The sequence below is a fragment of the Mesorhizobium escarrei genome (assembly GCF_935825525.1).
GTDB lineage: Bacteria > Pseudomonadota > Alphaproteobacteria > Rhizobiales > Rhizobiaceae > Mesorhizobium > Mesorhizobium escarrei.
In genome coordinates this window covers 117,755-136,074 of the sequence record NZ_CAKXZT010000136.1, presented here as the reverse complement: position 1 = coordinate 136,074, position 18,320 = coordinate 117,755, and the positions used below count along the sequence as shown (strand labels likewise).

Below are 18,320 nucleotides of genomic sequence, written 5' to 3'. Positions count from 1 at the left end.
AGGTTGGTCGTTTCGTGCCGAAATTTCGGCCGAGACGCGCCGCAATGTGTTGCGCGGCGCTCACGTCCAGTCTTCGCAGCCCACCCGGTCCTCGTTACAGCCGTCACCGCTTCGTGATCGCCTGTCTCGCACTCCGGCGGAGCAACTTGGCCCAAAGGTCCGAATCATCGGGCTGACGCGGCAGGCGGCGGACGCCGAGGCCAAGCTCACGCGCTTGAGCTTGGCGATTGGCTGACCCTGTACAGCGGCCCCGCGTCGCGGGGCCGCTGTACCAACAAGGAGCAGGACGATGCGCCTAGAAAAGAAGGATTTCCCGCTGATCAGGGTCCGGGAGCATCTGGAGACCGGACCGATCGTCCTCATGGCGTCCCATCATAAGGGCTACTCCAACAATCATGACGATGGGTTGGCACACGATGATGCAGTTCTCGCCAGCGCTGCTTGGCTGCTACATCTGGGACGGCACCGTAGCCATTCTGCCATCGGCGAAAGCCGCGATGCGTGATCAACGTGCCCACCTCGATCAAGTGGTTGCAATCGGCAACAGTCATGCCGAGCAGGGCGACACATTCGCGGCGACGGGTCTCACTCCCGGCAAAGCCCAGCGGCCACGGCGCCGCTCATCGACGAATGGCTACGCCAGCTTCGAGTGTCGTCTCTTCGACGATCGCATGGTGGACGAGTACGGCTTCTTCATAGGGGAGCGTCAAAGCGCATGTGGCGCAAATCGATACACCGCGGACACTCCACAATCGCGGCCAGGGATCCTTCATGGTGGCGGGAAGGGAGGTCGACTTTCGAAGGCAGTTCAGGTCTGAGAATTTGTAAATCGGGACCCACGGTCGGAAATCCGTGGCCGGCTCATCTGCTGCGGCTCAGAAGAAATGCTCGGGCTTATGTAACCCGAGCATTGATGGCTGGGAACCGACGCAAATCAACGTCGCGCGTCCAGGCTGTAGCGGCCGGCCCCGAAGGCGGCGACCTGCAGCAAGCCTCCGGCCATGGCGATGTTCTTGAAGAAATGGATGAACTCGTTGAGGTCGGCGAGATTGGTGTGAAAGCTCAATGCCGTTGCCACGCTGAACAGGGCGAGACCGAACGCCACCAGACGGGTCCGATACCCGACGATGAGCGCAAGGCCGCCGAGGACCTCGACGATAACTGCTGTGCCATAGGCCAGGGGCGCGAAAGGCAGGCCGACCATCTGGATGTAGCCGATCGTGCCGGCTGGATCGGCGAGCTTGCTGAAGCCGGAGAGAAGAAAGATCGCGCTGATGAGGATACGGCCGCCGAGCGGCAGAATGCCCTCAAAGAGTGGAGACGTGGAGAGCCTTTCGATGCGTTGGGCAACGGTGGCAGAGGTGGACATTGTGGTGCTCCTGTCAGAGAGGCAGTCACCGTGGCCGCCTCGATGATTTGACGATGCCATCGATCGATCAGACAAAATAGCTGGATAAGTTCATAGATTATCATCGATTATCTCGAATAGAGAGATAGGCAAAAAACCTGCGGCTCTCCGGCGCGGACTCGATTCGACGCAAGCAGGTATGATCGGATGGTGTCGCCCATCTCCGTTCTCAGAACTCGAATCCGCCGATGGTCATGCCTCCATCAACGACCAGCATTTGCCCAAAGACGTAGCTTGATGCGCTTGAGCACAACCAAAGCGCGGCTTGGGCGATTTCGCTTGGCTGGCCGCCCCGCTTGGCGGGAATGGCGTTGGTCGTCTGGGCGGCGAAGGAAGGATTCTGAGCGCTGGCTGTGATGACCATCGGGGTCTCGGTCCAGCCCGGTGCGAGGGCGTTCACCCGAATCCCATGGGCAGCGTTCTCCATTGCCGCGACCCGCGTCAAACCATGAATGCCGTGTTTTGATGCCGCGTAGGCGCACATGCCGCCGGGGCCAGTGAGAGCGGCAACCGATGCAGTGTTGCAGATGGCACCGCCACCGCTCCGCTTCATGAGCGGAACCTCGTGCTTCATGCACAGAAAGACGCTGCGCAGATTGATGCGCAAAACCCCGTCGAATTCATCCGTTGGATAGTCCTCGATCCGATGCGCGCCACCGGTGATTCCTGCATTGTTGAAGGCGACATCCAGACGACCCGCCTCAGCGTCGATGCGCGAGAGAAAGGCTGAAACATCCTCCTCAGAGGAAACATCAACGCGGCCTATGTGCGCCCTGCCGCCAGCCTGCGCGATAAGGTGCTCAGTCTCCCCAAGACCCTGCTCGTTCAGATCTGCGCCGAAAACAAGACCCCGCGAGCAGCAAACGCCAAAGCCGCTTCGCGTCCGATGCCCGAGCCGGCACCAGTAACCAGGATCACCTTGCCATCGAAATCGTTCAGCATCATGCGCGCCTCCTCGCTGCAACGGAGACCCGTATTGGCAGGGCTCGCGCCGCCTCTGCCTGATCTGCTCGCCGGTGGTTGCTCAACTGATGGAAACCTGTCCCAAATGAGTCCTTCGCTTCCAGCCGGATTCGGTCGATCAGGACGTTCGAGCGAATAGGCATGTGGCGCGCGACGCATCGCCCCGTTCGTAGAGCTAATGACATGTCGCCGAAACCTGAATAATCTCGCCTTCGAGGAAATCGGTATGTCTGATCCAGGTACGCCAACGTTCGACCAATTGCGGGTGTTTCTCGCGGTCGTCGATGTTGGCAGCTTCGCCGGCGCGGCGCGTCAGCTCAACCGAGCGACTTCGGTCATCAGCTACACGATTGCCAATCTGGAAGCGCAGTTGGGTGTCACGCTTTTCGAGCGGGATTCCACCCGCCGCCCCCAACTCAGCGGCGAAGGGCGCGCCTTGCTGACGGAGGCGCGCAACGTGGCGTTGGGTTTCAACCGCTTGCGTGCGAAGGCCAAGGGGCTTCATCAAGGCATCGAATCCGAAGTCCACCTCGCTTTCGACGAGATGCTGCCCGCCGCTCGCGTGGTCGAAGCTCTGCGGAATTTCCAGGATAAGTTTCCGACTGTCCCGCTTCGGCTGAGAGCTGAGGCGCTAGGCGCTGTGACCCAGCTGGTCCTTGATCGGACTTCGATGATTGGCGTTCGCGGTCCGCCCGACATCGAAATCGACGGTCTGGAACGCATCGGCGTTGGTAGCGTCCACCTTGTTCCGGTCGCGGCGCCCTCCCATCCCCTGGCAAGCAGCGTGAACGAGCTTGGCGCGGGGCGTCATCACGTTCAGCTGGTATTGACCGACCGATCACCGCCTGCCGCAGGTTCGGACCTTGGGGTGATGGGCACCCACACTTGGCGAGTAGCGGACCTCGCAACCAAGCACATGCTGCTTCGAGAAGGCATCGGCTGGGGGACGATGCCGGAACCCATGATCCAGGAGGACCTCGCGTCGGGCAAGCTTGTGCTGTTGGACCTGCCGGATTTCAAGGGCGGTCACTATCGCTTCTTTGCGATTCACCGAACGGACATGCCTCCCGGCCCCGCTGCGTCGTTCCTGATCAATCAGTTCTTGCGCCAATCGCATGGCATGGACGGTGGTATTTTGCGGGCCTTCGCTCCGACTGCCGCCGCTTCTCCAATTCATCTTCGTGATGCCATGCAAGGTGGAGGCTAGCGTTGTCTACGCGAGGTGGCCCCGTTAAGATTCAACAGGGAAAGTGCTCACCCGGAAAGCCAATGGCCGGTGCTTGTACTTCAGCTCCAGGTCTTCGTGCCGCATCCTAGATTGACTTGGTTGAACAGCCCGCAGGATCGAAATAGGTCAGATCGCCCGTTGTCCGTCTGTGCGTTTGCCGTGATCTCAACGTGCCACGTCGGCTTTGGCCTGCGCCTCGAACCGTTTGATCAGCCATGACGCAGCGGGCCCAGGCGGGGTATCCGACCGGTAGATCGCGTCAAGCGTATAGTCGCCTCCCGGTGCATCAGGCATATGCAGGTGAACGAGCCTGCTGGACTTGAGGTCCTCGCTGATCATCGGCACCGGCATGTTCCCCCAGCCAATCCCAGCTTTCAGCAGCATGTGCTTCGACCCGAGGTCAGCCAGACGCCACGTGCGGCTGCTCACCACAGCAAAATCGCGTCCCTGTGTGAGTGGCGACCGATCGGTGAGCACCAGCTGAATGTGCTCGCGGCTCGCGCCCGGCGCGTTGTGTCCGGAAAGCGCAAGAGGATGGCCCGGCGCAGCGACCGGGATCATTTTCACGCTGCCGATCGATATCCGTTCGATCTCCGCTCTTTTGCCATCGAGCGGACCGCTGACGCCGATGGAAGCGACCCGATCTAGGACGAGCTTGGTGACGGCACCGAGGGTCTCGATATGCAGATGCAGTGACACAGTCGGAAACTGCTCGCGAAAGCTCGTCAAGGCATCGACCACACGCTCTTCGGGTAGAAGAACGTCGAGCACGAGGTGTAGTTCTGCCTCGAGGCCCTGCAGCATGCCCTTGACCTTCGCCCTCAGACCGTCGATGCCGCTGGCAACCGTCCGCGCTTCGGCGAGCACCATCCGGCCAGCCTCGGTCAGTTGGGGCTTTCGCGTCGATTCCCTGTCAAACAGGGTCATGCCCAGTTGCGACTCGAGATTGGCGATCGAATAGCTGATCACCGACGTTGCGCGGTTGAGCTTGCGCGCCGCGCCGGCGAAGCTCCCGGCTTCGACGACCGTCAACAGGACTCTCAGCTGATCGAGAGTCGGGGTGCCGGGCTCGGAAGTCATATCGAATTCCTCGAATATAACGACCTATTTTATGCCGGTTTTCTAGGGTGTCCAGCACGCATAGGTTTCTCGTCGAAACAACCGCCCAGGCCCGGATCGGCGAGGCACCAAATCATGACCCTTCAATCCAACACAGTGCCGGTGGAGCAGGTACTCCTGCCTGCGGTTCGTGACCTCGGCGACTTTGCTGTTCGGCGCGCACTGCCATCGCCACTTCGCCGGATGGTCGGCCCATTCATCTTTCTCGACAGTTTTGGTCCGACAGTGATCCGCGCCGGTCAGGGAATCGATACCCGCCCCCATCCGCATATCGGCTTGGCGACCGTCACGTATTTGATCGATGGCGAGATGGTGCATCGAGACAGCGAGGGCTATGTCCAGACGATCAGACCGGGCGAGGTAAATCTGATGACCGCCGGCCGCGGCATCGTTCATTCCGAGCGCAGCGGTTCTGAATGGCGCGCCGATGGTGGAACGATGTTTGGCTTCCAGGCCTGGCTCGCCTTGCCGCTGGCGCTGGAGGAGACCGATCCTGGCTTCCAGCATATCGATGCGACCGCGCTTCCCCGGTTATCGGATGCAGGCGTCGACGCGCGGCTCCTCGCGGGGAGCCTCGGCGGCGCACATTCGCCGACGCGCATTTTCTCCGAGACGCTCTATGCAGATGTCAGCTTGGCTGCTGGTGCCCGCTTCAAGGTCGAAAGCGACCATATCGAACGGGCCGCCTATGTCGTCGAAGGGGAGATCGAGATCTCTGGTCAGAGTGGTCACTTTTTGAAGGATCAGTTGGTCATCTTTCGTCCGGGCAGCGAGATCATCGTTCACGCCCGGGGCGCAACCCGCTTGATGCTGCTCGGCGGCGAACCGCTGGAGGGCAAGCGCCACATCTTTTGGAACTTTGTCTCAAGCCGCAAGGAGAGGATTGAACAGGCCGCCGACGACTGGCGTGCCCGACGCTTTCCCGGCGTGCCAGGAGATAGCGAGTTCATCCCACTTGCTGAGGTTCCGCGCGCGGCGTGAACCATTGCCTAGTCGCAGCTTGTCGAGCTGATCGAACATATCGCTCGATATTATTCGAATTACCAAAAACCGGTGGACCCGGCATGTTGCCAATGCAGCGGCGCAAAAACGTCCTGCCGTCGTATGACCGAACTTTGGCGTCGCAAGCCACTCTTCGATCACAAAACTGACGTCGATACTGACCTGGCCATCGGCGGAACCATGAAAGGTTGAATCCATGACCACTAGCGTTAGTGAAACGGCCAAGGCCGTCATTCGCCGCAACACTGAAGACGTGCAGGGCGGCGGAAACTGGGCCCTGTTCGACGAGCTGTTTGCAGACAATTTCTTCGATCATACGCCCCAGCCCGGAGGCGGTCGCGACAAGGCCAGCGTCCTCGTCCTCTACAAGCGTCTGCGCGAAGCCTTTCCGGATTTCACGCCGGAGGTTCATTGGCAGCGCGCCGATGGCGACGTGGTCACCACCTACAAAACCTATCACGGCACGCATCAGGGGAATTTCCTCGGTGTCGCTGGCACGGGGATCAAGGTCAGCTTCGAGACCGTCGACGCGATGCGCGTCGTCGACGGCAGGATCACCGAGCACTGGGGCGTGGCGAACCTCTTCTCGGTCATGCAGCAGCTGGGCGCTATCGCGCCTCTGTCCAAGGCTTGAGGTCGGCGGTCATGAAGTCGCTCATCACATTGATCGCCGGTTCATTGCTCGCTTTGCAGGCGAGCGCCACGCCAGCGGCGGCGAACGATCCGAAACAGATCGCGTCGCAATGGTACGAGGCCTTTGCAAGCCATGACGCCGAACTGCTTGAGAAGATTCTGGCGCCCACTTGGATAGACATCCCTTCGCCACCGACCGTTCCACATGGTCCCGAAGGTGCGAAAGCGGCGATGGCAATGCTCGTAGGCGCCTTTCCCGATTTCGATATCCGGATCGAAGATATCCTCCAGGATGGGCGCAAGGTTGTCGTGCGGTCGACCATCACTGGAACACAACGAAATGCCTTTGCCGGTCTGCCCGCAACCGGTCGATCCATGAAAATTCAGGCAGTCGACATCCATGAAATCGAGAATGGCAAGATTGCCCGCACCTGGCACACCGAGGACTGGATGACCGGCCTGAGTGAACTGGGCCACCTCTCTCGATAGGCAATCAAGGTCATAAGGATAAGCACCATGTCTGCCGTCGTTCGCATGCGCCGTACCGGTGACCCATCGGTTCTTGTTCTCGAGGAAGAGGTCGTCGGCTCGCCTGGTCGAAGTCAGGTCAAGCTTCGCCAGGAGGCCATCGGCGTAAACTACATCGACGCGATGTTCCGTTCAGGCGCCTTCAACGCCAATCTGCCGTTTGTGACCGGAGTCGAAGCCTCGGGCGTGATTACCGAGACTGGCGCGAACACCGAGGGTTTTGCCGTCGGCGATCGTATTGCCTATTTCTTCGCGCCAGGAGCCTATGCGGAAGAGCGGATTATCGACGTTGCTCCGCTTGTGCATTTGCCAGACGATGTGCCGTCCGAGATTGCCGCAGGCCTTCTGACCAAAGGCGTGACAGCATGGCTGGCAGTCAGAAAACTGCACGAGATCAAGGCTGGTGACAGGGTTCTGGTTCAGGGCGCGACCGGCGGCGTCGGCTCGTTGGTTGTACGTTGGGCCAAGGCGCTGGGTGCGACTGTGGTTGCGGTGGGTTCGAGTTCCAAACTTGCGCGTATTTCGGCCGACGCCGATCATGTCCTTGCCTCCGATCAGGCCAGCCTTGCCGACCGCATACGCGCCGTCGCGCCGCAAGGCGTGGACGTTGTTTACGAGTTCGTCGGCAAGGCGACGTTTGCCGCCTCTGTTCAAAACGTCCGAGATGGCGGCGCCATTTTCACCATCGGCGCGGCTTCGGGTTCCCCTGAAATCGATGGGGAACTACTCGCCGAACGCCGTCTGAAAGTCAGCCACGCCAGCGCCGCTGGAACCGTGAAGGACGCCATGCTCGCCCAGGCTGCGACCGAGGTCTTTGATCAGTGGAGAGACGGCATCTTCGGGGAGATAGAACTTCAGCGCTACCGCCTTGCCGATGCGGGACAAGCGCATGCGGACTACATCGCGCGGAAGATTGGCCCAAATCCCATCCTCGTGCCCTGAGCCGAATCTGAACTCTGCCTTTGCCGATCGAGATCCGTTCAATCGACTAGAACCCGTGAGGAGACGACAATGAGCGACATCCTGAAAGACAAGGTGGTGATCGTGACGGGCGCGGCCAGTGGCATCGGCCGTGCAATCGCAATCGGGGCGGCGCAGCATGGCGCCAAGGCGGTCATCGTCTCCGATGTTGTCGAAACGCCAAAGGAAGGTGGCGAGCCGACAACGACCGAGATTGAGACGCTTGGTGTCCCAACTCGGTTCGTCCCGACCGATGTGTCAAAGAAGGCCGAAAACGACGCTCTCATCGATGCGGCCACCGAGTTCGGGGGCGTCGACGTGATGGTTTGCAACGCCGGCATAACGTTGCGCGCGGATGGCGCCGACGTGACCGAAGACGATTTTCACCGCCTGATGTCGGTCAATCTCGATGGCGTGCTGTTCGGCGCGCAGGCAGCAGCCCGCCAGATGAAGGCGCACGAAAAGGCCGGCAGCATCGTTTTGATGGGCAGCATGGGGGGGATCGCCGGCGCGGGCATAACCGTGGCCTATTCCACCAGCAAGGGCGGCGTCGTGCTCATGGCCAAGGCGCTCGCCGACGCGCTCGGTCCCGACGGCATCCGCGTGAACGCCGTCTGCCCCGGTACGATCGATACGCATCTGCTGCGCACGACGCCGGCCATCGCCGAGGCCTCCGAGGGTTTTCGCAAACGCACACCGCTGCGGCGTCTCGGCAAGCCGTCGGAGATCGGCGACGCCGTCGCCTGGCTGGGGTCAGACCTGTCAAGTTACGTCACCGGCATCGGCCTCCTGGTCGACGGCGGCCTGCTCTCGGTGATCTGAGCGGCGAGCCGAGCCCTGGAGCAATGATCGTGGACCTGCGCCGGCTCCGCTACTTCACCGCCGTCGCCGAAGAACTGCATTTCGGCCGCGCTGCCGAACGCATGCATGTCGTCCAGTCCGCGGTCAGTCAGCAGGTCAAGCTGCTCGAAGAGGAACTCGGCTTCCCGCTGCTCGAGCGTTCGCGGCAGAAGGTAAGACTGACGCTTCCCGGAGAGGTGTTCCTGCCGGAGGCGCGCGATATTCTCCGACGCATCGAGGAGGCAACACATCGCGCGCGCGCTTCCGCCGACGGGTCGATAGGCCGGCTCGCCATCGGGTTTGTGGACAACGTGCTGTGGTCGCTGCTTCCGCCGATGCTGCAGGTTTTCCGGGCGCGGTGGCCGGAGGTCGAGCTGACGCTCTATCCACTCGATCGAACGGCTCAGATCGAGGGACTTCGCGGATCCGTCATCGATATCGGAATCATTCCGTCCCCGCCGCCCGGCCACGGCATCGAGACTGCGCTCCTCGTCGAGGCGCCGCTGGTCATAGCGCTCCCCGACGGCCACCGTCTTGCCGGAACACCGTCACTGGCACTGGCGGCGCTGGCCGACGAACCCTTCGTGCTCTTCCCGAGGAAGATGGGCAGCCGGATCCTCGACATCATGGTCGCGGCGTTCGCCACGGCGGGATTCGCTCCGAAAGTGGCGCAGGAGGCCGAGCAGTTGCACACCCTGTTGGCGCTTGTCAGCGCCGGCCTCGGCGCAACGCTGGTGCCCGAATGGGTCGCCCGTACCCAGCACCCTGGCGTTGCCTACTCACGCGTCGAAGATCATCTGACGCCCTACGAATTGCTGACTGCCTGGAAGGCCGCTCCCGACAATCCGGCGATCGCGGCGTTTCGTGAAATTGCGACCACGGTTGCCGGCAAAAAGATTCCGCAAAGCATCCAGCCGGGGGCACTAGTAAAGATCGGCGACAGTAATCTCGAAACGAGATCACGTGGTCATTATTAATCGTTAGACAGAGATCGTCATCGAAGACATAGTTTCGAGAAATAGAAAACAAGTGGAGGAAGTAAATGATTGATGGCCTTCCTGTAATTGATGCGGTCATTCACGCTTACAATATGGATGCCTCCAATTTTGCGAACCGCTTCGCCAAGCCGCTCGCCGACCTCGTCTATCAGTCGGTGATCGCCACCGCCCGGCCGGGATATGCCCCGACCGAGGCGCAATTTTACCGCGACTGGTCGATCGAGGAGACCGTCGATCAGGTCTTTGTCGAAAGCGACACGGACCTCGCTGTTTATCACGCGTTGCCCATCTACTCGTTCAAGGACGGCCTATGCAGCTTCGATAAGGCGGTCGAGGCGCAGCAGCGCTGGCCGGACCGGATGATCACCTATTGCGGCGTCGATCCGCTCACCGGAAAGGCGGCGCTGGACGAGCTCGAACGGCAGGTGGAGATTCTCAAACCCGTCGGATTGAAGCTCTATCCCAACAGTTGGGTTGGTCAGGAAATCCGCGGCTGGAAGATGGACGATCCGGAGGTCGCCTTTCCGCTGTTCGAGCGCGCGCAGGCTCTTGGCATCAAGGTGGTCGCAATCCACAAGGCATTGCCGCTCGGCCCGGTTCCTCTCGAGCATTATCGCGTCGACGATATCGACCGCGCTTGCATGGCCTTTCCCGACCTCAACTTTGAAGTCATCCATGGCGGCATAGCCTTTGCCGAAGAGACCGCCTGGCAGCTGGCGCGCTTCCCGAACGTCTACGTCAATCTGGAAATCACCTGCGCGCTCGCTGCATCGCGGCCGGCGGCGTTCCTGCAGACCATGGCGTCGTTGATCGGGCCCGGCGGTTCCGGCGCGATCGATCGCCTCGTCTGGGGTACTGGCGCAATGGCTTTTCATCCGCAGCCGTTGCTGGAAACTTTCGTGCGGGATTTCGCCTTTCCGCAGGAGCTGGTCGATGGCGCCGGCCTACCGCAGATCGACCGCGAGGCCAAGCGCAAGATCCTGTTCGACAACTATGCGCGAATGACCGGCCTGGACCTCAAGCCGCGGCTTAACGCGATCGAAAGCGATGATTTCGCGCGCCGCCGCGCCAATGGGCCCGCAGCGCCGTTCTCGACCATGCGGGAGATGGCAGATGCTTGACCTCGATATCATTCACGAAGCGCTGGGCCGGGTCGTCGACCCGTGCTCGATCGCGACTGGTGTGCCGATCAGCCTCGCCGACATGGGAATGGTGCTGGAGGTGACCGAGGCAGATGGCGCGGTGCGCGTTACGCTGCGGCTGACCAGCCCGATCTGCTGGCAGGCGGCCAACATCATCGCTAAGGTAGAGCAGGTGGTGGGTGAAGTGCCAGGCGTGACATCGGTAACCTGCGCGGTGAATGCGCGCGCCGAATGGCTGCCCGCCATGATGAATCCACTTGCACAAGCCAGGCTGCGCCGGCTCCGACCGGTTGCGGGTGCGGTGGCGTGATGGCCTCCGGCAAGCTTGCTACCGCGCCGCGCGTCCCGCCAGTGGAAACGGTCCATCGCAGCCGTTTCATCTCGGTGGATGGCATGCGCACGCATTATCTGGAGGCCGGCGAAGGGCCGCCGCTGGTGCTGCTTCACAGCGGCGAGTTCGGCGGCTGCGCCGAGCTGAGCTGGGAGTATCTCATTCCGAAGCTCGCGCCGCATTTCCGCGTCATTGCGCCCGACTGGCTCGGCTTTGGCAAGACAGCCAAGATTCACGATTTCGACGGTAAGCGGGCCCGCATGCTGTCGCACATGGCGCGATTCGTGGAGGTGATGGCGATCGATCGGGCGCATTTCGTCGGCAATTCGATGGGCGCGACCTTTCTCCTGCAGATGGCGTCCGGCCAGCCCTGCGCACTGCCGATCGACCGGCTTGTGGCCATCAGCGGCGGCGGCTTCATGCCGGAGAACGAGGAGCGCCGGCGCCTCATCGACTACGACGGCACGGAAGAGGCGATGGCCGATCTGCTGGCCGCGATGTTCGAGCAGCCGGTCTGGCATCTCGATCCTGACTATGTGCGTCGCCGGCATGCGCTCAGCAATGCGCCGGGCGCGTGGGAGGCCGTGGCTGCGGCGCGGTTCCGCTCTCCCCAGGCGCCGTCCCGAGCCGAATTTGGCCAGGCCGACCACACGCCTTACGAGCTGATTGTGGTACCTACGCTGGTGATTGCCGGCGATCGCGACCGGTTGCGTTTCCCGGGCTTCGCGCCCGAACTCGCTGCCCGCATTGCGAACGGCGAGGCAGCGGTGCTCGCCGATTGCGGCCATTGTCCCAACATCGAGCGCGCCGACGCGGTCGCCGATCTCATTCTAGAATTCCTGGCACGCGACCGATCGGCGCGCGCGCCCGAACCGCCAAAGGCTGTCGCAAGCGGCAGTCCAGAGCACAGGCCGCGACTGACGGCCTGACCTCGTCAAGACAGAAATCAACACCACAGGGCGATGCGTGAAGTGCCGCCCGCGGCCAGCTCTTGGCTGGCCGAAGACCGCCATCGATCAACCAATTGCCAAAGGGAGAAAGACCATGGCTAGTCGTTTGAAGGGCAAGGTTGCCATCATCACCGGCGCCGGCAGCGGCATCGGACAAGGCACGGCGCTGCTGTTCGCCAGGGAAGGCGCCACCGTCGTCGCCGTCGACCTCAACGCCAAGGGGCTGCAGGAAACCGTCGAGGCTTCGAGGAAGAACGGCTTTCCGATCGACCCCGTCTCCTACGATCTCACCAGCGAGGACGGAGTGTCGAAGCTGATGGCCCATGTCGTCGAAAAGCATGGCGGGATCGATACGCTCGTCACCGCCGCCGGCTTCGTGGAGTTCGCGTCGGTTCCCGAGATGACGTTGGAACAATGGCACCGGACGCTCAAGGGCGAGCTCGACATCGTGTTCCTGCCGGTCCGCGCCGCATGGCCGCACATGATCGGGCGCGGCGGCGGCTCAATCATCAATTTCGGCTCCATCTCGGCATGGGGCGCGACGAGGAGCATGGGCGCCGTCGCCCACTCGACCGGCAAGGGTGGCGTGGTCTCGATGACCCGCCAGATGGCCTACGAAGGCGCGCCGCACAAAATCCGCGCCAACTCCGTCTCACCGGGGATCATCCACACGCCGGCGGCGCAGTTCGCCTTCGACAATCTGCCCGGCTTCGAGGACGGCATGCGCGCCAACACCATGCTCGGCCGGCACGGCAAGCCCGAGGATGTCGCCTGGGGGATCGTCTACCTGGCTTCCGACGAAGCCAGCTGGGTCACGGGCGTCGACCTGAAAATCGACGGCGGCCTGACGGCCTGGTGAACGAACCGGAGCAGCCGCGCCGAGCAAGAGCGGCGCGGAACCGCACATTGGGAGACATCAAGATGAGCCGGAATTTCGTGGTCGCCCCATCGCCGACGGTAGTTGTGCCGGTGCTCGGCGGCGGTGAGTTTCCCGTGCGCAGGATCTATTGCGCCGGCCGCAACTACGAGGCGCACGCCAAGGAGATGGGCTTCGAAGTCGATCGCGAGGAGCCGTTCTTCTTTCTTAAGCCAGCAGACGCCATCGAGCCCGACGGCGCGGTGATTTCTTATCCGCGCATGACCGAAAACTACCACTATGAGGTGGAGCTGGTGGTAGCGATCGGCATCGGCGGCAGCGACATCGCTGTCGCCGATGCCGGCGCGCATGTCTTCGGCTACGCGGTCGGGCTCGACATGACCCGGCGCGACGTCCAGATCGCGGCGCGCGAAAAAGGCCGGCCGTGGGACATGGGCAAGGCCTTCGACCGCTCAGCGCCCTGCGGAACGATCGTGCCGGTCGCGCAGGCGGCCGGCATTGCTGCCGCCGCGATCACGCTCGAGGTCAACGGAGCCGCCCGACAGAAAAATGCGATCGCCAATCTGATCTGGAGCGTCGACGAAATCATCCACTGGCTGTCGCGCTATGTCGATCTGGCGCCGGGCGACCTTATCTACACCGGCACGCCAGACGGCGTCGGGGCGGTCGTGGCCGGCGATCGGCTGGAGGCGCGCATCGACGGGCTTCCCTCGCTGACGGTGTCGATCTCATGACCACGCTCGTCATCCTCCACGGCTACTACCGCTCGTCGGCGTCGTTTCGAGTCCGGATTGCCCTAAGCCTAAAGGGCATCGCCTGTACGAATGTCTTTCATCATCTGCGGCGCGGCGAGCAGCGCGCGCCGGACTATCTTCGGGTCAACCCGCAGGGGCTCGTGCCATCGCTGGAAATCGATGGAAAGTTACTCGTCCAGTCACTGGCGATCCTGGACTACCTCGATGAGACGCGGCCGCAGCCGCCGCTGCTTCCGACCGATCCGGCCGGTCGCGCGCGTGTTCGAGCGCTCGCTCAGATCGTCGCCAGCGACATTCACCCGATCGACAATCTGCGCGTCCTCAACTATCTGCGCGGACCGCTGAGCCAGCCCGATGCGGCGGTGAAGGCCTGGTACAACCACTGGATCGCGGAAGGCTTCGCAGCAATCGAAGCCATGCTCGAGGCGAGCTCCGACACTGGCCTGTTCTGCCATGGCGACACTGTCACCATGGCCGACATCTGCCTCGTGCCGCAGCTCGTCAATGCACGAAACTTCGACCTCGACCTTTCCACTTACCCAATCTTGAAGCGCATCTGCGACGCGGCCCTGGCTTTGCCGGCGTTCGAGCGTGCGCTTCCCACCAACCAGGAGGACGCCGAATGATTACCCTTCCACCCAAGGTCGCGGCAGCGGCCGCGCCGGACATCGATCGACCCAAGGGCTACGAATGGAAGGCGGTTACATTGATGTCGCTAGGCCTAGGCCTGGTCGGCATCGATCGCTTTATTATCGTGCCGCTCATGCCTGTGCTGCAGCGCGATCTCAATCTCGACTATCAGGATCTCGGCATCATCACCGGGGCGCTGGCGATCGCTTGGGGCCTATCCTCACTCTTCACCGGCAATCTTTCCGACCGCTTCGGCTTCAAGCGCGTGCTGGTGCCCGCGCTGCTTGCCTTCTCGGTGATCGCGGGCCTCAGCGGTCTGGCCACCGGTGTAGGCACCTTGATCATCGTTCGAGCCGCGATGGGCCTTGCCGAAGGGGCTTTCACGCCCGCCAGCATCATCGCGACGATGGATGCATCGCCGCCGAAACGCCATGGCCTGAACGTCGGCATTCAGCAGACAATGCCCGCGCTGCTCGGCCTTGGCTTGGCGCCAATCGCAGTGACACAGCTTCTCAAGGTCATGGATTGGCCTTGGATATTCCTGTTGGTGGCGCTGCCGGGCGTAATCATCGCTTTGCTCGCACACAAGGTCCTGCGCCAGCCGACCGCAGAGGAGAGCGCCGTGCACAGCGTAACGCACGACGCGGGCGATCATCGCTGGTACGAAGTGTTCAAATACCGGAACGTTCCCCTCGCGGTGCTGTGCCAGCTCTTCTGGCTTACGTGCATCATCGTCGTCGCCGCGCTCTTCCCGAGCTATCTTGTCGACTACCTTAAACTTCCGATGGACCAGATGGGCTTCATCCTGTCCTCAATGGGCTTTGGCGGCGCCATCGGGGCCCTGTTTCTGCCAGCACTGTCAGATCGCATCGGCCGCAAGCCGGTCATGCTGTTGTCGGCACTCCTTGCGTTTGCTGCCTTTTGGACATTCCTGGAAGCCGGTGCGAACACGACCGTACTGTTCCTGTCTCTGATGGTCGCGATGGGGTGCCTTTATGCCCTGCTGACGCTCACGGTCGGACCGATCACCGCTGAATCAGTCCCGGCAAAGCTCATGGCGACAGGAACGGGAATGGTCATCGGTATTGGTGAGATTTTCGGCGGCGGTCTCGCGCCGGCGCTCGCCGGCTACATCGCCAAGAATTTCGGAATTGAGCATGCCGTGACCATGCCGCTCTGGGCGCTTGGTGCAAGCGTCGCTGTCATCATACTGCTCAAAGAGACCGCTCCGATCCGGCTTCGCGCCGCCCCAGCTGCAGCACTGGCCCAGGGAGGGAATCATGACTAAGGAGGATTTCATGGCCGCCGTGGCGGACACTTCTGCCCGGCGTGAATTCTACGACCGGATCAGCGAGAAGAACCTGGCACCTCTGTGGACCTCGCTCGCCGATCTGGTAACGCCCGAGCCGCGCAGCCACTGCCGCCCGGCGAACTGGCGCTTTACCGATATCCGCGCGGCGATGGTCGAGGCCGGCGACCTCATCACCGCCAAGGAAGCCGAGCGGCGAGTGCTGGTGCTGGAAAATCCCGGACTGCGCGGCCAGTCGAAGATCACGACGGACCTCTATGCCGGCGTGCAACTGGTTCTTCCCGGCGAGGTCGCGCCAGCCCACCGGCACACGCAAAGCGCACTGCGGTTCGTGCTGGAAGGCGGCGGCGCCCACACCTCGGTCAACGGCGAACGCACCATCATGAACGAAGGCGACTTCATTATCACGCCGCCGATGGCGTGGCATGACCATGGCAACGAAAGCGACGAACCGATCTTCTGGCTCGACGGACTGGATATTCCCGTTGTTCAGTTTCTCGACGCCTCCTTCGCTGAACATCTCGGCGAGGACCAGCAGAAACTCACCCGTCCCACAGGCGACAGCGACGCCCGCTATGGCGCCAATCTGCTTCCGGTCGATCATGACACCCGCGGAGGCACGTCGCCGGTGTTCAACTATCCCTATGCGCGCACCCGCGATGCGCTGGAGCGGATGCGAAGCGCCAACGCCTGGGATCCCTGCCACGGGCTCAAGATGCGCTACACCAATCCGATCACCGGCAACCACGCTATGGCGACGATCGGAACCTTCGTCCAGTTGTTGTCGAAGGGCTTTTCCACAGCTGCCTACCGCTCGACGGATGCGACGGTGTTCGTGCCGATCGAGGGGAAGGGGCGTACGCGGATCGGCGACGATTTCGTGGTGGAGTGGGGTAAACGGGACATCTTCGTCGTTCCGTCCTGGCACCGTGTCCGGCACGAGAGCGACGAGGACAGCGTCCTGTTCTCCTTCTCGGACCGGCCAATCCAAGAGGCACTCTATCTGTACCGCGAGGATCGCGGAAATGCCTGATGCACTTCATCCTGCAGGCCACGCACCCGGCCGGGCGCCGAAGGACGCGCCAAGCCGTTTGATCACTGTCACACATGTGCACCACACCGGATTCACTGTAGCCTCGCTGTTGCAATCTCTTCCGTTCTGGACCGACGTCCTCGGATTCGAATTGGTGGGAACAGACACGTTGAAGCGGCCTGATTTTGTTGAACAAGTTACAGGCGTGGCCGACGCCGAGATATCGGTCGCCATGGTGGCTGGCGCCGGACAGATCATCGAGCTTCTTGAATACACCAGACCCAGCGACCGCCGGGACCTGAGGTATCGCGCTTGCGACACGGGCGCCGCGCACATCGCCCTGATTGTGGACGGTCTCGACGCGCTTGTTGACCGCGCCCGCCCGTATGGTTGGGTTCCGCTCGGAAATCCGCAAACGGTGCCGGAGGGGCCATGGGCGGGGCGACGTGTGATTTATGTTCGCGGTCCGGACGGCGTCACGATCGAGTTCGTCGAGCTTGCGCGCCCTTCCGAAGGGCCGGCGGAAGCGACGCTCCAAACTCGCAAGTAAAATTATTCCTGTTTAAATTCAATATTTTAAGTTGCTAGGGTATGATGGAGTGGGAGTGAAGGGGAGTGCCGTGGAGTAGTATCGGATAGCAGAGGACACTCGAGCGAATCCTAGGCCATCGATAGCAGTCGATAGATCCTAGGCGACCCGCAGATATGCCGCTCTGTCGGGCGTCTCCCCGCTCTTCGAACGGCGCCCATACGCCGTCAGGCCCACCCCAACCCTCGCGACTTTGTGGCCTTCAAATATTCGGTCGCGCGCTGCTCGAAGAAGTTGGCGCGCGACCAGTTCTCGGCCTCGATCACACGGTCGTAGATCGATTACTGCTCCTTCTTGAACAGGTCCTGGAAGATCAGCTGGCCCCAAGTGCGGCCGCGTGCGTGCACCAGCGCGCCACCCTCATTGAGCTTTCCCAGCTTGACGGGTGCGAACCCGAGTTGTTTGGCCAAGGCCGCCACGGGAGCGATCGCGTCCTCGTCGTCGCTCGACAGAAAGACGACCCGGTGGCCGCCCTCGACGATCGGATCGGCAGCCAGGGTGGCCGCAACCAGGTGATTGAACCCTTTGACGAGCTTGGCGCCGGTGAACGCCTTCGCGACGAAGGCGGAGGACGGGAGGCCGTCCAGCTCTTCAGGGAGAACTCCAAACGTGTTCGTTGCGTCGATGACTGTCTTGCCTCCCCAGCTCGGCAGGGCCTTCGCCACCTCGCGGTGCTCCCAGAACGGGACCGCCAGGATGATCGTGTCGGCCTCGACTGCATCCCGCAGAGACTTGGCGACGACCGTGGGTTTAATCGCCCGAGCCTGCGGCGCCAACGCCTCGGGCGGACGGCGACTCGCGACGGCCACGTCGATGTTTTTACGGGCGAAGGCGTGGGCGAGAGCCTGGCCTACCGCACCGAATCCTATAATCGCATAGCTCATAATATTTCTCCGATCCGTGTTGATATTGATTCCCTGGCCCTCAACGGCGATGGGTTATCCGTTCTGCTGTGTGGCGACCTTTGCGTAGACGTCCCGCCGCGAACGGCTTCGGCGCGGCCGGACAGTCAGCCGCTTCCGGCG

General features: G+C 62.0%; 21 protein-coding genes. 17 read left to right on the top strand and 4 right to left on the bottom strand.

From position 1 onward, the window contains the following. Positions 1–416 precede the first annotated feature (416 nt). Positions 417–818: a hypothetical protein gene (locus NMG80_RS21205; RefSeq protein WP_254019913.1), complete on the top strand. Its 402-nt coding sequence runs from the start codon at positions 417–419 to the stop codon at positions 816–818. Positions 819–934: 116 nt separating this feature from the next. On the opposite strand, the gene NMG80_RS21200 is transcribed toward NMG80_RS21205, so the two are convergent. After that, positions 935–1,369 carry a DoxX family protein gene (locus NMG80_RS21200; RefSeq protein WP_254019912.1) on the bottom strand — a complete coding sequence of 145 codons (435 nt, stop codon included), beginning with the start codon at positions 1,367–1,369 and terminating at the stop codon, positions 935–937. 208 nt (positions 1,370–1,577) lie between these two features. Beyond that, a complete protein-coding gene (locus NMG80_RS21195) occupies positions 1,578–2,201 on the bottom strand; it encodes an SDR family NAD(P)-dependent oxidoreductase (RefSeq protein ID WP_254019960.1) in 624 nt (207 codons plus the stop codon). Between the two features lie 396 nt (positions 2,202–2,597). Here NMG80_RS21195 and NMG80_RS21190 point away from each other — a divergent pair, with 396 nt between their 5' ends. Next, positions 2,598–3,578, top strand: a complete 981-nt coding sequence (locus NMG80_RS21190) for a LysR family transcriptional regulator (RefSeq protein WP_254019911.1) — start codon at positions 2,598–2,600, stop codon at positions 3,576–3,578. A 186-nt stretch (positions 3,579–3,764) separates the two neighbouring features. On the opposite strand, the gene NMG80_RS21185 is transcribed toward NMG80_RS21190, so the two are convergent. After that, entirely contained in the window at positions 3,765–4,679 is a 915-nt protein-coding gene (locus NMG80_RS21185; protein WP_254019910.1) for a LysR family transcriptional regulator, read from the bottom strand. 114 nt (positions 4,680–4,793) lie between these two features. On the opposite strand from NMG80_RS21185, the gene NMG80_RS21180 reads away from it, so the two are divergent. From NMG80_RS21180 to NMG80_RS21110, 15 genes are all read left to right on the top strand, one after another. Then, positions 4,794–5,699 (top strand): pirin family protein, encoded by a 906-nt coding sequence (locus NMG80_RS21180; RefSeq protein WP_254019909.1) that lies wholly within the window; start codon positions 4,794–4,796, stop codon positions 5,697–5,699. A gap of 217 nt (positions 5,700–5,916) precedes the next feature. After that, on the top strand, positions 5,917–6,354 hold the full coding sequence (locus tag NMG80_RS21175; RefSeq protein WP_254019908.1) for an ester cyclase: 438 nt from the start codon (positions 5,917–5,919) through the stop codon (positions 6,352–6,354). A gap of 11 nt (positions 6,355–6,365) precedes the next feature. Then, positions 6,366–6,842 (top strand): ester cyclase, encoded by a 477-nt coding sequence (locus NMG80_RS21170; protein ID WP_254019907.1) that lies wholly within the window; start codon positions 6,366–6,368, stop codon positions 6,840–6,842. Between the two features lie 27 nt (positions 6,843–6,869). Further along, positions 6,870–7,823 carry a zinc-binding dehydrogenase gene (locus tag NMG80_RS21165; RefSeq protein ID WP_254019906.1) on the top strand — a complete coding sequence of 318 codons (954 nt, stop codon included), beginning with the start codon at positions 6,870–6,872 and terminating at the stop codon, positions 7,821–7,823. Positions 7,824–7,892: 69 nt separating this feature from the next. After that, positions 7,893–8,663, top strand: coding sequence for an SDR family NAD(P)-dependent oxidoreductase (locus NMG80_RS21160; protein ID WP_254019905.1), 771 nt, complete (start codon positions 7,893–7,895; stop codon positions 8,661–8,663). 29 nt (positions 8,664–8,692) lie between these two features. Continuing rightward, the gene (locus NMG80_RS21155; protein ID WP_254019904.1) at positions 8,693–9,658 is read left to right on the top strand and encodes a LysR family transcriptional regulator; all 966 of its coding nucleotides are present in this window, start codon (positions 8,693–8,695) and stop codon (positions 9,656–9,658) included. A 65-nt stretch (positions 9,659–9,723) separates the two neighbouring features. After that, positions 9,724–10,800, top strand: coding sequence for an amidohydrolase family protein (locus tag NMG80_RS21150; protein ID WP_254019903.1), 1,077 nt, complete (start codon positions 9,724–9,726; stop codon positions 10,798–10,800). Further along, positions 10,793–11,131 carry a metal-sulfur cluster assembly factor gene (locus tag NMG80_RS21145; RefSeq protein WP_254019902.1) on the top strand — a complete coding sequence of 113 codons (339 nt, stop codon included), beginning with the start codon at positions 10,793–10,795 and terminating at the stop codon, positions 11,129–11,131. Before NMG80_RS21150 ends, NMG80_RS21145 begins: the two co-directional genes overlap by 8 nt. Further along, entirely contained in the window at positions 11,131–12,081 is a 951-nt protein-coding gene (locus NMG80_RS21140) for an alpha/beta fold hydrolase (RefSeq protein WP_254019901.1), read from the top strand. Before NMG80_RS21145 ends, NMG80_RS21140 begins: the two co-directional genes overlap by 1 nt. A 115-nt stretch (positions 12,082–12,196) precedes the next feature. Beyond that, the gene (locus tag NMG80_RS21135) at positions 12,197–12,961 is read left to right on the top strand and encodes an SDR family NAD(P)-dependent oxidoreductase (protein WP_254019900.1); all 765 of its coding nucleotides are present in this window, start codon (positions 12,197–12,199) and stop codon (positions 12,959–12,961) included. A gap of 62 nt (positions 12,962–13,023) precedes the next feature. Then, positions 13,024–13,713: a fumarylacetoacetate hydrolase family protein gene (locus tag NMG80_RS21130; RefSeq protein ID WP_254019899.1), complete on the top strand. Its 690-nt coding sequence runs from the start codon at positions 13,024–13,026 to the stop codon at positions 13,711–13,713. Further along, entirely contained in the window at positions 13,710–14,360 is a 651-nt protein-coding gene (maiA, locus tag NMG80_RS21125) for a maleylacetoacetate isomerase (protein WP_254019898.1), read from the top strand. Before NMG80_RS21130 ends, maiA begins: the two co-directional genes overlap by 4 nt. Then, complete coding sequence (locus tag NMG80_RS21120) at positions 14,357–15,652, top strand: MFS transporter (RefSeq protein WP_254019897.1); 1,296 nt, start codon at positions 14,357–14,359, stop codon at positions 15,650–15,652. Before maiA ends, NMG80_RS21120 begins: the two co-directional genes overlap by 4 nt. Before the next feature lie 10 nt (positions 15,653–15,662). Beyond that, positions 15,663–16,706: a gentisate 1,2-dioxygenase gene (gene gtdA / locus NMG80_RS21115; protein ID WP_367185981.1), complete on the top strand. Its 1,044-nt coding sequence runs from the start codon at positions 15,663–15,665 to the stop codon at positions 16,704–16,706. Next, the gene (locus NMG80_RS21110; RefSeq protein ID WP_254019895.1) at positions 16,699–17,256 is read left to right on the top strand and encodes a VOC family protein; all 558 of its coding nucleotides are present in this window, start codon (positions 16,699–16,701) and stop codon (positions 17,254–17,256) included. The genes gtdA and NMG80_RS21110 overlap by 8 nt, the downstream gene beginning before the upstream one ends. 320 nt (positions 17,257–17,576) lie before the next feature. Here NMG80_RS21110 and NMG80_RS21105 read toward each other — a convergent pair whose 3' ends face one another. Next, on the bottom strand, positions 17,577–18,179 hold the full coding sequence (locus tag NMG80_RS21105) for an NADPH-dependent F420 reductase (RefSeq protein ID WP_254019894.1): 603 nt from the start codon (positions 18,177–18,179) through the stop codon (positions 17,577–17,579). Positions 18,180–18,320 lie beyond the last annotated feature (141 nt).